Raw genomic sequence first — 14,396 nt, 5'->3', positions numbered from 1 at the left:
TAGTGTAGATTAGGTGAAAAAGGCGTTAACCTGACAGGGTTAATGCCTATTCCATTCTCTTTCGTTTTTCTTTTTCAGCACGGTAGAACTCATGGAACATCTTCATGAGTGCTCTTTTTTCAATTCTGGAGACGTAGCTTCTTGAGATACCGAGTTCCTTCGCAATTTCCCGCTGTGTTTTTTCCTTTTGTAAGTCAAGACCAAAACGGCCGACGATGACTTCCTTTTCACGATTATCTAACACATCAATATATTCTTTTACTTTTTCAAGCTCCATATTTAATTGGATCGTATCAATCACATCTTCTGATTCTGATTTCAGGACATCGATTAAAGATATTTCATTTCCTTCCTTATCCTGTCCAATAGGGTCATGGAGAGAGACATCTTTTTTTGTCTTCTTTAAAGCCCGCAAATGCATTAGAATTTCATTTTCAATACATCTGGCTGCATAGGTTGCAAGCTTTGTACCTTTTCCATCTGAGTAGCTTTCAATGGCTTTAATTAACCCGATCGTACCAATAGAAATTAAATCCTCAGCATCCTCACCTGTATTCTCAAATTTCTTAACTATATGGGCAACTAATCTTAGATTATGCTCTATCAAGATATTACGGGCATTTGAATCACCGTCTGCCATTAGCTGCAGATACTTCCTTTCATCAGCCGCAGACAGTGGTTGAGGAAAGGCGTTATTTTTAACATAGGAGACGAGAAAGACAATTTCCTTTAATAAATAAGCAATTGCCGTCATAATCCCTGACATGGCGCCACCTCCGCTTTTTAAGGTATGAGACTGATGCCTGTAACCAATACTTATGTGAAAAAGCTGGTTAATTTGTCTGTCCAGTCAAAAATAATTTCTAATAAAAACATAAGCTCATACCATAAAAGTACGAGCTTGTGCTTATTTGATACGAAATCTCTTATAATTATTATTAAATTTACATCTTTTTTAAGCGGAAAGTACTGACCATTAGAAATGAAAGGACAATAATTAAAAATAGAAAAAATTGTGGTGGCAAATAAGGGAGGGCTAAAAAGCTAAAAGTAGCCAGACATCCTGCAGCAGTTATCGGCAAACCGGTAAAATAGCTGTGATTATGGGAAATGTTGAAACGGGCAAGTCTGAATGCACCGCAGGCAATGTAGAAAACAGTAAAGAAGGTACCTGGTGCACCGAATTCATATAAAATACCTTGATACAAAAGTAGTGCGGGGGCAACACCAAATGATATAATATCACTCATAGAATCTAACTGTTCCCCAAGCTCAGATTCAATATTTAATTTCCTAGCTGTCATCCCGTCAAAACGATCTAGTAATGCAGCGATAAAAATCAACAGCAGGCTTAAGTGTAACTCGCCTCTAATAGTAGAAATAATGGCAAAGCCGCCCAATGTTAAATTGCCAAGTGTTAAAATATTGGCCGTCTGTGATTTTAATTTTTTAATTGTCTGGTCAAAGACCTGTGATAAGAACATGCTCCTCACTCCTTTCACTGGAAATGGGATAACTCCATAAAGCTATTATATAATTGTAAAGTGTTTATGTCTGTTAGTAAAGGCAAATGCGTCCCTATTGGAGGTTAATATATTGATTCAAATGATCTATCGTTTATTCATTGAATTAACAAATCGAAAGTCAACATCTCGATTGCTCGCTAAATTTTCACAGTCAAAAATGAGCAGGTTGTTCATTCCTTCCTTTTCAAGAATATATCATATCAATCAACTTGAAATGGAGAAGCCAATCAATGAATATCAGTCATTACATGCCTTTTTTACAAGAAAACTAAAATCAGATGCAAGGACAATTTTTCAAGATCCTTTGTCGGTTATCAGTCCTGTTGATGCAACGATTGAAGATATGGGTACAATTGCATTAGACCACAGTATATCTGTGAAAGGGAAAAAATACTCAGTATCAGAAATGCTTGGCGGCAATGATAAAGTGCAAAAATATTTAAATGGAACGTATATTATTTTTTATTTAAGTCCCAGTAATTATCATCGTATACACAGCCCCATTTCAGGGAAAGTACTGAGTCAGAGAGCAATTGGAACTAAATCCTATCCTGTTAATAAATATGGTATAAAATACGGAAAAAGACCGCTTTCGAAAAATTATCGAATCATTACCGAAATGTATTATAATGGTGTATCGATGACAATGGTTAAAGTGGGGGCCATGTTTATTAATTCAATTGAAATTTTGCATAAAAATGCTGAAGTAGAAAAAGGTGAAGAAATGGCCTATTTCTCATTTGGTTCAACTGTTGTCCTTCTGTTTGAGGGCGATACTTTTACCCCCGCATTGAAAAGTCTGCCATGCCCAATTCAGGTAGGTGAATGTATTGGTTACCTAAAGGAGACTAGGATGGACTAGCTAGTAACAAAAAAAAGAAAACCCCTAAAGGGGGAATGGTTTAGGAAGTTACTTTGATTGTAGTTTTGAGGGAACGTCGGTGAATTTCCGCTTCAATTAAGCGGATAAAATCTGGACTTAAGTTTAATTCTATGGCTTTGCGATAGGATTCAAGCAGCAGCTCATCTGATAATTTAAACATGTCACAATTCACCTCCATATTCTTGCGAAATTGATGAAGAAATAATAAATAATCAGCAAGATTTTGGTTTATTAATAAAAAACTTAAAAAAGAAGTTCTTTTCGCTCCTACATATCATATAGTGTAAGTTACATTGCTTGTATACATACTCTAACAGAATTTAATGTTAAGAACAATCGTTCTGTTTATCCACAATTGCAAGTGGATAACTTGTTATTAATTTGTTAATAAATAGTAATAATACCATTAAAACGCTGTTAGAATTGTGAATAAAGTTATCCACAAAATCTTAAGCTGTTGAAAGCTGTCGAACGATTTTTAGAATTAACTAAAATTCGTATGATGGAATATTACGGTTTTTTTTGAACAAATGGTTAAAATTAGTTATGATGATTACGGTGAAAAAAGTGGAAAGAGCTCCAACAAATTTTGAATAAAGAATAACTAAAGAATGATCGTTAAATGGGTTATCGATAATGGGGTGTAAATTCGTGTTAAAGCAATTCTTGCCTAACCAGCATGTAAAAAGTATTCTGGATATTCGCCCGGAAGACTTAAAAGCAAGAGGGATTAAAGCAATCATTACCGACTTAGACAATACGCTTGTCGAATGGGATCGGCCACAGGCAACACCAAATGTCATTAAGTGGTTTGAAGAAATGAAGCAGCATAATATAAAGATAACCATTGTTTCAAATAATAATGAAACAAGGGTGAAGGCTTTCTCGGATCCGATTAATACAGGGTTTATTTATCGTGCTAGAAAACCGCTGGCAAAGGCCTTTCATAAAGCTGCTGACTTAATGAATGTGAAGAAAGAAGAGACAGTTGTAATTGGAGACCAGCTTTTAACAGATGTTCTCGGCGGTAATTTGGGTGGCTTTCATACTATTTTAGTTGTACCTGTTGCGCAAACAGATGGGTTAGCTACAAAATTTAATCGATTGGTTGAAAGACAAATATTGAACTGGTTTAGAAAAAAAGGCATGCTGCAATGGGAGGAATAAATCATTTGAGTGAACAGTATTCATGTGTCGGATGCGGAGTGCAAATTCAGACAGAAAATCCTGAGGAATTAGGATATACACCTGCGTCTGCTTTAGAAAAAGAACCGATTATTTGCCAACGATGCTTTCGTTTAAAGCATTATAATGAAATTCAGGATGTAAGTCTAACAGACGATGATTTTTTACGGATATTAAATGAAATTGGAAAAAGTGATGCTTTAATCGTAAAAATTGTTGATATTTTTGATTTTAATGGCAGCTGGCTGCCGGGACTGCATCGTTTTACCGGTAAAAATAAAGTGTTACTAATTGGTAATAAAGTGGATTTGATTCCGAAGTCCGTGAAGCCAAATAAATTAATAAACTGGATGAAGCAGGAGGCAAAGCAGCTTGGTTTAAAGCCTGCTGAGGTGTTCCTTGTAAGTGCAGCGAAGGGTCTATATATGAAGGAAGTTGCTGCTGCCATTGATGAATATAGAGAAGGCAAAGATGTCTATATTGTCGGATGTACAAACGTTGGCAAATCAACCTTTATTAATCGGATCATTAAAGAAGTGTCAGGGGAGGATGATGTCATTACCACATCACATTTTCCAGGAACAACACTTGATATTATCGAAATCCCGCTTTCAGATGGACAGGTATTAGTGGACACGCCAGGAATCATCAACCATCATCAAATGGCCCATTACGTTGACAAGCGCGATTTGAAGGTGATTACACCAAAAAAAGAAATAAAGCCAAAGGTGTATCAATTAAATGAAGGTCAAACCTTATTTTTTGGAGGATTGGGCCGGTTCGATTATATTAAGGGTGGGCGTAAATCCTTTTCATGCCATTTTTCAAATGACCTGATAATCCACCGAACTAAAATTGAAAATGCTGATGACTTGTATGAGAGACAAGCAGGGGATTTGTTAACGCCGCCGAAAAAGGACGAACTTGATTCATTTCCAGAGTTAGTCAGACATGAGTTTACCGTTAAGGAAGGGAAGACAGATATTGTTTTTTCTGGACTTGGATGGGTGACTGTGCATGAACCAGGAGCTGTTGTTGCAGCTTATGTGCCAAAAGGGGTTCACGCGCTCATAAGAAAAGCTTTAATCTAGGTAAAGAAAATAGAAGAAAGAGAAAGTTTCAGGGTGGGGAGAGGTTTTCATTGAAAAAAATATACGGGGTAATTGGTGATCCGATTGCACACTCGATGTCACCGATTATGCATAATGATTCATTTCAACGCTATGATATCAATGCAGAGTTTTTTGCCTTTCATGTAAAAAAGGAAGCTTTACAGGATGCGGTTAAGGGGTTTAAGGCTATCCATTTAGCGGGTTTTAATATTACCGTGCCACATAAAACGGCGATTATGCCATTTTTAGATGAAATTGATCCTCTTGCACAAGCCATTGGTGCTGTTAATACAGTTGTGAACGATGATGGTAGATTTATTGGGTATAATACAGATGGAAGTGGATTTCTAGAAGCACTTAAAAAAGAAATACCATCTTTTGATAACAAAAATATGCTTTTAATCGGAGCTGGCGGTGCTGCACGGGCTATTTACTTTACGATGGCACATGCAGGAGTACAATCCATCGATATTGCGAACCGCACACTGGATAAAGCTGAATATCTCGTGAAAAATTGTCCTTATCCTGTGGATTCTGCTGTATTAAGGATAGAGGATGCAGAAGAAAAGTTGTCCAAATATGATTTAATTGTGCAGACAACTTCGATTGGTATGCATCCAGAAATTAACCGTTCACCTATTTGTCTTGATAGGATAAAAAAGGATGCATTTGTCAGTGATATTATTTATACGCCGCTTGAAACAAAGTTTTTACAGGATGCGAAGCGACATGGAGCTCGAACACAAAACGGGATTCCAATGTTTGCCTATCAGGGCGCACTGGCATTTGAAAAGTGGACTGGAATTCTTCCGGATACGGAAAGAATGCAGTCTATTGTATTGAAACATTTGGGAGGAAAGTCATGTTAACAGGAAAACAAAAACGTTTTTTGCGATCTAAAGCTCATCATTTAAATCCAATCTTTCAAGTAGGAAAGGGTGGCGTGAATGAGAATATGATCAAGCAGATTCGTGAGGCTCTAGAAGCTCGTGAGTTGCTAAAAGTCAGTGTTCTGCAAAATTGTGATGAAGATAGAGATGAAGTAGCTGAAGCTATTGTAAAGGGTGCAGCTGCTGAGCTTGTCCAAATTATCGGAAACACGATTGTTCTATATAAAGAGTCAATTGAAAATAAGCAGCTCGTATTGCCATAAGAATTTAGATTTCAGTGGAGATGATTTTCTCTGAAAAGAATAGCTATTTTAGGAGGTACATTTAACCCTCCGCATTTAGGACATTTAATTATTGCAAATGAAGTACAAATGCAATTGAATTACGATGAAATATGGTTTATGCCGAATCAGGAACCGCCCCATAAACAGACATTAGAAGGTGTGAGTGGTCATCATCGGTCGGAGATGGTTAAGAGAGCAATTGCCGATAATTCCATGTTCAAGCTGCAAATGATTGAGCTTGAACGCCCCGGCAGATCGTATACATTTGATACGATGAAGCTTTTAAAAGAAAGATATGATTATCGCTTTTCATTCATCATTGGAGCAGACATGATAGAGTATTTACCAAAATGGTATAAGATCGAGGAGTTAATCAAAATTGTAACATTTGTTGGGGTTAATAGACCCGAATATGACATACAATCAGATTATCCAATCATCTATGTAGATGTACCCAATATTGAAATCTCCTCTTTAATGATCAGAAATCGCCTAAAAGAGGGAAAAAGTATTCGTTACTTTGTTCCAGATTCGGTAATGGAATACATTGAGGAGAATCGGTTATATGAAACGTGAAGAAGCTCTTGAGCTTGTCCAAAAACAGATTACAGCTCATCGGTATCAGCATACGTTAGGTGTCATGGAGACTGCTATTTTATTAGCTGAAAAATACGGTGCAGATGAAAAAAAAGCGGAGTTAGCCGCTATTTTTCATGATTATGCAAAGTTTCGTGATAAAGAAGAAATGAAATCAATCATTGTTGATCAGAAAATGAATCCAGAGTTGCTTGAATATAACAGTGAGCTCTGGCATGCGCCAGTCGGTGCATATTTAGTTGAAAAAGAAGCTGGTATTACAGACCCTGAGATTCTTGATGCTATATGCTACCATACATCGGGACGGCCCAATATGACAAAACTAGAAAAAATTATTTATCTTGCTGATTACATTGAGCCGGGTAGACATTTTCCGGGTGTAGAGGAAGTAAGAGAAATGGCTAAACATGATTTAAATCAAGCATTAATCCAGTCGATGAAAAATACCATTGTTTTCTTGCTGAAGAAAAATCAGCGCATTTTTCCTCTCACATTTCTTACTTATAATGATTTAGTCAAAAAGGAGGATTGATTACATGAATGAACGTCAATTATTAGAAGTAGCAGTTAAAGCAGCAGATGATAAGAGAGCAGAGGATATCGTGGTTTTAAATATGAAAGGCATTTCGCTTGTAGCGGATTACTTTGTTATTTGCCACGGAAATTCAGATAAGCAGGTTCAGGCAATTGCCCGAGAGATGAAAGAAAAGGTTGAGGAAACGGGCTTGTCTATTAAACGTGTTGAGGGATTTGATGAAGCGAGATGGATTTTAGTGGATTTGGGTGATGTTATCGCTCATATTTTCCATAAGGATGAAAGAAGCTATTATAACCTTGAACGTTTATGGGGAGATGCTCCGGTCGAACATATCCAAAGTGAGCTGAATCAATGACATATGGCAGGTTTGCTTATCTTTACGATGAATTAATGAGGGATGTTCCTTATCATGAATGGCTCACGTTTATTAAACGGCAGGCAGAAACGTACGGAATAGCGGGAAAAAAATTACTCGATTTAGCTTGTGGTACAGGGGAATTAACCATTCAATTAGCTGATGAAGGATATGACGTGACAGGTGTTGACCTATCTGGCGATATGCTTGCCGTTGCGAAGGAAAAGGCCGATAAAAGAGGCCATTCACTATTTTTTGCTGAGCAGGATATGTCAGAGCTTGAGGGATTGGGACAGTTTGATATTATCGGCATTTTTTGTGATTCTCTCAATTACTTGCAAACAGAAAGGGAAGTGGTCCAGACCTTTGAAAGAGTTTTACATCATGTAAAGCCAGAAGGACTGTTTCTCTTTGATGTTCATTCGGTCTATAAAATAAACACTTTATTTATTGACCAAACTTACGCATACAATGGTGAAGATGTAAGTTATATTTGGCAATGCTTTGAAGGTGAGTACCCGAATAGTGTTGAGCATGAATTAACGTTCTTTCATCTTGATACCCATACAAATCAATATAATCGATACGATGAACTTCATTTGCAGCGAACATACGCAATCGAGCAGTATGAAAAATGGTTGTCGATGACTGGCTTTGAACTACTCGATGTAACAGCGGATTTTCTCCATTCAAATCCAAATGCTGAGTCGGAAAGAATTTTCTTTACCGCACGGAAACGCAAAACTGAATAATGATCTGATACAAAACAAAAAGAATACCTGCGAGATAAATGACTGTCATGTTTCTTATATGAAAAACAAACTTTTAAGGACATATATCTCGCAGGTATTTACTGCATAATCGTTATTTGCTACCAAATAAATCATAAGTCAAAGGAGGAGTTGCTCGTTATTTATCGAATTATTTAATCGTGTACTGATTCCTTAAATCCGATAAGTCATCTTCAAATTTCAAATGTGTTGCTTGAAATACATGCTCGAAAATATCCCCGAGTTCATTTTCCAACACTTTTATTCCTTCTCCCGTAATACCTCCTTTTACGCAAACCTTTTCCTGTAGTGTTGGCAATGTATAGTGCCCTTGTCGTAGTAACTCTCCTAGTCCAATTAACATTTCACTTGCTAAAATAGTTGCTTTTTCTTGATCTATTTTTGTCTCATTTACAGCTGCTTGGATAAAACGCTGTGTTAAATAGCTGAAAAAAGCGGGTCCACAGCTGACAATATCTGAAGCAACTCTAGTTATGTCCTCGGAAATTTCAACGGGTGTGGAAATATGATTAAAAAGTTCCACAATACACTCTTTCCATTCCTGTCTACATTTTTTTCCGAATGAAACTAACGTAACGCCTGCAAGAGCTCGATTAGTAATACTTGGAATGACTCTTGCTACTGAACAGGGGAGGACCGATTCAAGCTGTTCCACATTAATTGGGCTCGTAATGGAAATAACACATTTGTCTTTTGTTAAAAACGGATGAAGCTTCTTCGTTACATGATATACATCATGTGGTTTTACGCAGATAAAAATCAAATCACAAACCTTACCAATTTTTTCTATGTTCTTAGTTAGTCGTATTTCTGGATATTGTTGTTTTACGGAAAAAGCCTTTGAAATGGTTCTATTTGTAATCATTATGGAGGAAGGGGAAACGGCCTTTCCATCCACCAATGCTTCTGTTAAGATTCTCCCCATATTTCCTGTTCCAATGATCCCGACATCCATTGTACCACCCCTCCTTTACAGACCCACTCTCATATCATGCTATGTGTAAATTCTTGGATTTATGCTTATTCAAAAAACCCTTTAATTAAAAGCAGAAAGGAATGTTCTACATGCAGGAATGGTTAAAAGGGAATAAGATGTATTTATTAATTGTTATTTTAGTTGCGGTAACGATTGGAATTTATTTTCTCGTCCCATCAGAAAAGGATGTTACAGAAGATGCTTTAAGTGATGACTGGTTAGAAGAAAATGGCGAGCCCTTTGGGGACCGGCAGAATGTTCAGGAAAAGGATCAATCAAGTGAAGAAAAGGAACGGATAATGGTCGATGTAAAAGGAGCGGTTGCATCTCCTGGAGTATATAAAGCCTTTGCGGGTGATCGTGTCCAAGACCTCATCAATCAAGCAGGAGGACTGCTTGATACGGCAGATCAACATAGCATTAATTTTGCCATGAGAGTTGCAGATGAAATGGTCTTGTATATTCCTGTTATAGGAGATAACAGTTCATTGACCGAGGAAGTGCAGGGCAGCATGACCTCTGTTACAGCATCCGCAGGGAAATCTCTCGTTAATATTAATAGTGCTTCTGATACAGAATTACAAGTCTTGCCCGGTGTAGGTCCCTCGAAGGCAGCTGCCATCATAGAATATCGTGAAACGAATGGTCGCTTTCGCTCGATAGAGGATCTAATGGAGATAAGCGGAATTGGCGAAAAAACGTTTGAAAAGCTAAAAGAACATATTACCGTTAACTAGGATAGTGCTACTTCAGGAGTCATGGTACAATTATTGACAGATTCGAATTTGATTGTATAGAAGGAGAAGGACATTCATGACAATGAACAGGAAAAGCTGGGATGATTATTTTTTAGATATTGCAGAAGAAGTTGGGACACGCTCTACTTGTCCAAGGCTTCATGTAGGCTGTGTTATTGTAAAGGATAAACACATTGCATCTACTGGTTATAATGGTTCTATTCATGGTCATGACCATTGTGAAGATGCAGGGTGTCTAATTAATGAGCAAGGTCGATGTATCCGTACACTTCATGCTGAAGAGAATGCGGTCCTCCATGCGGATAGAGGCCTACTAAAAGGTGCAACAGCCTATGTGACACATGAACCTTGTGAAAAATGTGCCAAAACACTTGCCCAGTCAGGGATAGCGCGAATTGTATACCGGGATGCCTATCCAAACAAATGGAATGAATTCTTTTTAAAGGATATTGAAGTGGTTCATTTGCCTAGAAAAGAAGAAGCGTAGGTTGACTGTTGTTATATACGGAGGATTGCTTATTGTGTTTTGTTGTTGAGGCAGTTAATGAAACTCATAAGTAATGTACTCCGTATGAAAGAGGAGTCCGGATAGATGAATAATATCGGAGTTTTTTATGCTATTACTACCTTTTTAGGGATTATGGCTTCATTTCAAAGTTTTCCTCTATTCTTGATTACGTTTAGTATGTACCTGTTTTTTCTGATTAAAAGAAAGAAGTATCGTTTCATACATGTAACCGCTTGTATCTGTTTATTTACGATCTTTTTCATAAGAGCTGAAATAGAGCTTGCTAATAATAAATCGAATTTGACAGGAAGAGAACAAAGCTTTACACTCTTCTTCAATGAAATTGGAAAAGTGAATGGGGACCTGCTGACAATAAAGGTTCTTGACCGTAGAAAATCAGAAACTCTCGTTGTAAGATACCGTATCCATTCGGAGAAAGAGAAGCAAAACTTACAACAGCATTTATCTCCCGGGTTGGTTTGCCGCGTAAAAGGAAAACTAGAAGAGCCTTCTGCAGCAACAAATGAAAATGCCTTTGATTATAAAAACTATTTAAAGCAAAATCATATTTATTGGATCCTTGAGCCTGACCAAATAAATTTGAATACTTGTCAGCGGGATTCAACCTTTATGACTTCGTTAAAAAAAGTTCGTGCATACGGTATTCGCTATGTACAAACATTTTTTCCAAAGGAAACTGTGCCATTAGCTGCAGCACTTCTTTTTGGGACAAGTGACCTGATTTCATCCGACAAAATGGATCATTATCGAGACCTCGGACTTGTCCATTTATTAGCTATTTCTGGGCTGCATATTGCCATTATTGTAGCTATTGTAAACTATTTTCTTCTTCGGATTGGAATCACGAGAGAGAAAAGCCTCGTTCTACTGATTGTTTGCTTACCTGTCTATTGTATAATAACAGGTGCAACCCCATCGGTTAATCGTTCTGTACTTATGACCATGCTGCTATTGATAGGTAAAAGGTGGGGGAACCATCACCAGTTAAAGCCATTAGATGTCATATGTCTGACTTTTATCCTGTACTTGCTTGTATCTCCCTTCGCCATTTATAATATTGGCTTCCAGCTATCTTTTCTAGTAACCTTTACATTGCTTCTTTCATCCGAATATTTATTAAAAAGGCATGAACATCCAGTTTCCCTCCTGTTAGTAACCTCTTTTCTATCTATGGTTATTACTGCTCCGTTGCTTTTGTATTTTTTCTTCGAGTTCTCTATTAGTACTCTTTTTGTAAATCTGCTGTATATTCCTCTTTTTAATGTTGTTTTACTTCCATATGTATTATTTGGTTTTCTTCTTCATTTGCTATTTGGCAGTAATCTTGATCCTTTGCTTATTCCGTTAAATCAACTGATTATACTAACGAATCAAATAACTGAGAAAATCTCATTGCTTCCATGGAATACGATTATATTAGGTCGGCCGGCCCTGCCGCTTCTTTTCCTGTATTGTTGGGGGATTTTCTTATTCTTTGTCTTGTGGGAAAAGGGGTTATCCGGAGTAAAAAGATACCTTCTATTTTTGCTGCCTTGTGTCCTTTTTATTGGACAATATTCCGTGACAAGCCTTTCCTCTATAGGGGAGGTTACCTTTTTGGATGTCGGGCAAGGAGATTCTATCTATATTAGACTCCCCTATGGAAAAGGGAACTATTTAATCGATACGGGCGGAAACAGGTTATTTGAAAAAGAGCCCTGGCAGGTCAGAGAAGGGTATGAAGTGGGAAAGGATACGGTTGTCCCCTTTTTAAAAAGTAAAGGCGTAACTACGATTGATAAGCTTATTTTGACGCATGGGGATATGGACCATGCTGGTGGTGCAAAAGCGGTTATGAGTGAACTGAAGGTTCATGAAGTAGTGCTGCCTGATGTAAAGGAAAAAAATGGTTTAGAAACTGAACTGATCCAAATAGCTTCTAAAGAGAAAATAAAAATTAGGTATGCACACGTTGGTGACAGTTGGCAGGTTGATGGAAGTCACTTTTATGTATTATCTCCGAAGGAACAGAGTATGGTGGCAAATAATAATCATTCACTTGTTCTGCATACAAAGCTGGGAGGTCTTTCCTGGCTGTTTACTGGAGATCTCGAAGAGGAGGGAGAATTATTGTTGATGGAGAACTATTCTCAGCTTTCTGTAGATGTTCTAAAGGTTGGGCATCATGGCAGCAGTTCATCAACTACAGAGACATTTCTTGATCAGCTGTCACCCAAGGTGGCTGTCATTTCCGTTGGAAAAAACAATACCTTCGGCCACCCCAACCCTGAAGTAATCGAAAGATTGGAAAAAAGGAAAATAAAGTTGTTCAGAACAGATGTAAATGGGGCTATTACATACACATTTAAAAAAGAGTCAGGCACCTTTTCTGTTCATAACCCATAGGATAAAACAAATAAGAAAAGCGGAAGCACCTTGCTAAGGCCCGATAAGCAAAATAAAAGAGACCACAAAATGTAGTCTCTCTAATTGGAACTATGTAATATATTAGGATCCAATAAATTTAACAACTGTTGCGATAATAAATAATGTTGCGAAAAATCCAAACGAAACAATAAAACCTACCCCAGAATCGATTGCATCATTACGTTTACTCTGTACATTTTGTTCAAATTCGTTCACAATTTTTCCCCCCCTAATATTCTGATAATAGTATAAGCGATTAGAAAGAAAAAATCTACACCTCAAGTGAGCACACTTCCTTAATTGACAACAGTTGTCACTAATATATGAAATACTTCAGGACAAAAATATAGGTATCGTGATACCGTCAAGCTTTTATGTTTCCTAGGACGTAGAAGCTGGCGTTCAATATAGATTAGGAATTGGTGCAACCCTTTAGTACCAATTCCTTTAGATTACTTGTCAAATCCTCTTTGCTTCTTTACGATAGAATTAAATGATATAAGGTATTGATTATTGATCGGAGCGAGGATGATGATTTTTGAATTATGGAAGTCAATAAAAAGAAAAGAATTTGCGCTTGTTTATTTATTATATGGGAAAGAGTCTTTTCTCATTAATGAAACAAAACAGCTGCTTATCAAGCAAGTGCTACATGATGATGAGGTTGAGTTTAATTTATCCAGCTATGATCTTGCTGAGACACCAATTGAACTGGCGCTTGAAGATGCTGAAACCTTTCCGTTTATGGGGGAGAGAAAGCTAATTTTTTTACATAATCCGCAGTTTTTAACGGCTGAAAAGACAAAGGATAAGGTTGAACATAATATATCGAGGCTAGAGGCTTATATACAGGAGCCTTCACCTTATGCAATTGTTGTATTTGTCGCACCCTATGAAAAATTGGATGAGCGAAAAAAGGTAACGAAAGCATTGAAGAAGAGTGCTGTTACGTTTGAAGCAAATAAATTATCTGAAGCAGAATTAAAAAATTGGATTCGCTCGAGGGCTGAATATAATGGAGTAACAATCGCACCTGAAGCAGTGGAATTGATGTTAACACTGGTGGGGACAAACCTATTTATGCTGACAAGCGAAGTAGACAAGCTTGCTTTATACATCGGAAAAGGGTTAACTATCGATGGACAAACAGTTGATCATCTTGTTTCGCGTTCCTTAGAGCAGAATATCTTTACATTAGTAGATAAAATAGTTTCGCGAAACATTGGGGATGCCTTACGGATTTATTATGATTTATTAAAACTTAATGAAGAGCCAATCAAAATTTTAGCTGTTATAACAAACCAATTTCGACTGATTTATCAAGTGAAGGAATTAGCAAAACGAGGCTATGGGCAAAAGCAAATTGCGACACACATTAAAATTCACCCTTTTCGTGTGAAGCTTGCAGCAGGACAAGCACAAAAATTTACCGAGGAAGAACTTACCCGAATTATGAAACAATTGGCTGATGCAGATTATCAAATGAAAACTGGAAAAATGAATAAGGAATTATTAATAGAATTGTTTTTGCTTAAGTTAAAATAAAAAGGCTGTCCTAAAGGGACA

General features: G+C 37.2%; 18 protein-coding genes. 13 read left to right on the top strand and 5 right to left on the bottom strand.

Annotated features, from left to right (window positions below; genetic code table 11):
• Nucleotides 1–46: 46 nt before the first annotated feature.
• Both sigK and pssA read right to left on the bottom strand, forming a co-directional pair.
• Nucleotides 47–766: an RNA polymerase sporulation sigma factor SigK gene (sigK, locus tag ACHUFV_RS07940; RefSeq protein WP_394233040.1), complete on the bottom strand. Its 720-nt coding sequence runs from the start codon at nt 764–766 to the stop codon at nt 47–49.
• Nucleotides 767–944: 178 nt separating this feature from the next.
• Nucleotides 945–1,484, bottom strand: a complete 540-nt coding sequence (gene pssA, locus ACHUFV_RS07935) for a CDP-diacylglycerol--serine O-phosphatidyltransferase (protein ID WP_394233039.1) — start codon at nt 1,482–1,484, stop codon at nt 945–947.
• Between the two features lie 112 nt (nt 1,485–1,596).
• Here pssA and ACHUFV_RS07930 point away from each other — a divergent pair, with 112 nt between their 5' ends.
• Nucleotides 1,597–2,388 (top strand): phosphatidylserine decarboxylase, encoded by a 792-nt coding sequence (locus tag ACHUFV_RS07930; RefSeq protein ID WP_394233038.1) that lies wholly within the window; start codon nt 1,597–1,599, stop codon nt 2,386–2,388.
• Between the two features lie 40 nt (nt 2,389–2,428).
• On the opposite strand, the gene sda is transcribed toward ACHUFV_RS07930, so the two are convergent.
• Nucleotides 2,429–2,569 (bottom strand): sporulation histidine kinase inhibitor Sda, encoded by a 141-nt coding sequence (gene sda, locus ACHUFV_RS07925; protein ID WP_394233037.1) that lies wholly within the window; start codon nt 2,567–2,569, stop codon nt 2,429–2,431.
• A gap of 491 nt (nt 2,570–3,060) precedes the next feature.
• Between sda and ACHUFV_RS07920 the strand changes: the two genes are divergently transcribed.
• From ACHUFV_RS07920 to ACHUFV_RS07885, 8 genes are read left to right on the top strand one after another with little or no spacing between them, the layout of a single operon-like run.
• Nucleotides 3,061–3,576, top strand: coding sequence for a YqeG family HAD IIIA-type phosphatase (locus tag ACHUFV_RS07920; protein WP_394233036.1), 516 nt, complete (start codon nt 3,061–3,063; stop codon nt 3,574–3,576).
• A 5-nt stretch (nt 3,577–3,581) separates the two neighbouring features.
• The gene (gene yqeH, locus ACHUFV_RS07915) at nt 3,582–4,685 is read left to right on the top strand and encodes a ribosome biogenesis GTPase YqeH (RefSeq protein WP_394233035.1); all 1,104 of its coding nucleotides are present in this window, start codon (nt 3,582–3,584) and stop codon (nt 4,683–4,685) included.
• Between the two features lie 50 nt (nt 4,686–4,735).
• Entirely contained in the window at nt 4,736–5,575 is an 840-nt protein-coding gene (gene aroE, locus ACHUFV_RS07910; RefSeq protein ID WP_394233034.1) for a shikimate dehydrogenase, read from the top strand.
• Entirely contained in the window at nt 5,569–5,859 is a 291-nt protein-coding gene (yhbY, locus tag ACHUFV_RS07905; protein WP_394233033.1) for a ribosome assembly RNA-binding protein YhbY, read from the top strand. Before aroE ends, yhbY begins: the two co-directional genes overlap by 7 nt.
• 30 nt (nt 5,860–5,889) lie before the next feature.
• Nucleotides 5,890–6,456 (top strand): nicotinate-nucleotide adenylyltransferase, encoded by a 567-nt coding sequence (locus ACHUFV_RS07900; RefSeq protein ID WP_394233432.1) that lies wholly within the window; start codon nt 5,890–5,892, stop codon nt 6,454–6,456.
• The gene (yqeK, locus tag ACHUFV_RS07895; RefSeq protein WP_394233032.1) at nt 6,446–7,009 is read left to right on the top strand and encodes a bis(5'-nucleosyl)-tetraphosphatase (symmetrical) YqeK; all 564 of its coding nucleotides are present in this window, start codon (nt 6,446–6,448) and stop codon (nt 7,007–7,009) included. Before ACHUFV_RS07900 ends, yqeK begins: the two co-directional genes overlap by 11 nt.
• Nucleotides 7,010–7,013: 4 nt before the next feature.
• Nucleotides 7,014–7,370, top strand: a complete 357-nt coding sequence (gene rsfS / locus ACHUFV_RS07890; protein WP_394233031.1) for a ribosome silencing factor — start codon at nt 7,014–7,016, stop codon at nt 7,368–7,370.
• Nucleotides 7,367–8,122: a class I SAM-dependent DNA methyltransferase gene (locus ACHUFV_RS07885; RefSeq protein ID WP_394233030.1), complete on the top strand. Its 756-nt coding sequence runs from the start codon at nt 7,367–7,369 to the stop codon at nt 8,120–8,122. Before rsfS ends, ACHUFV_RS07885 begins: the two co-directional genes overlap by 4 nt.
• A 169-nt stretch (nt 8,123–8,291) precedes the next feature.
• On the opposite strand, the gene comER is transcribed toward ACHUFV_RS07885, so the two are convergent.
• Nucleotides 8,292–9,116, bottom strand: coding sequence for a late competence protein ComER (gene comER / locus ACHUFV_RS07880; RefSeq protein WP_394233029.1), 825 nt, complete (start codon nt 9,114–9,116; stop codon nt 8,292–8,294).
• A 110-nt stretch (nt 9,117–9,226) separates the two neighbouring features.
• On the opposite strand from comER, the gene ACHUFV_RS07875 reads away from it, so the two are divergent.
• The 3 genes from ACHUFV_RS07875 to ACHUFV_RS07865 all read left to right on the top strand — a co-directional run bounded on the left by ACHUFV_RS07875 (nt 9,227) and on the right by ACHUFV_RS07865 (nt 12,809).
• Nucleotides 9,227–9,874: a helix-hairpin-helix domain-containing protein gene (locus tag ACHUFV_RS07875; protein WP_394233028.1), complete on the top strand. Its 648-nt coding sequence runs from the start codon at nt 9,227–9,229 to the stop codon at nt 9,872–9,874.
• A 76-nt stretch (nt 9,875–9,950) separates the two neighbouring features.
• Nucleotides 9,951–10,382: a deoxycytidylate deaminase gene (locus tag ACHUFV_RS07870; RefSeq protein WP_394233027.1), complete on the top strand. Its 432-nt coding sequence runs from the start codon at nt 9,951–9,953 to the stop codon at nt 10,380–10,382.
• Between the two features lie 105 nt (nt 10,383–10,487).
• Entirely contained in the window at nt 10,488–12,809 is a 2,322-nt protein-coding gene (locus ACHUFV_RS07865) for a DNA internalization-related competence protein ComEC/Rec2 (protein ID WP_394233026.1), read from the top strand.
• Between the two features lie 102 nt (nt 12,810–12,911).
• Here the strand turns inward: ACHUFV_RS07865 and ACHUFV_RS07860 are convergent, their stop codons facing one another.
• Nucleotides 12,912–13,046, bottom strand: coding sequence for a YqzM family protein (locus tag ACHUFV_RS07860; RefSeq protein WP_394233025.1), 135 nt, complete (start codon nt 13,044–13,046; stop codon nt 12,912–12,914).
• 315 nt (nt 13,047–13,361) lie between these two features.
• On the opposite strand from ACHUFV_RS07860, the gene holA reads away from it, so the two are divergent.
• Complete coding sequence (gene holA, locus ACHUFV_RS07855) at nt 13,362–14,375, top strand: DNA polymerase III subunit delta (RefSeq protein ID WP_394233024.1); 1,014 nt, start codon at nt 13,362–13,364, stop codon at nt 14,373–14,375.
• Nucleotides 14,376–14,396 lie beyond the last annotated feature (21 nt).

The sequence above is a fragment of the Niallia oryzisoli genome, from assembly GCF_043641075.1.
Taxonomy (GTDB): domain Bacteria; phylum Bacillota; class Bacilli; order Bacillales; family Cytobacillaceae; genus Bacillus_BD; species Bacillus_BD oryzisoli_A.
This window is presented reverse-complemented; position numbering and strand designations above follow the sequence as displayed.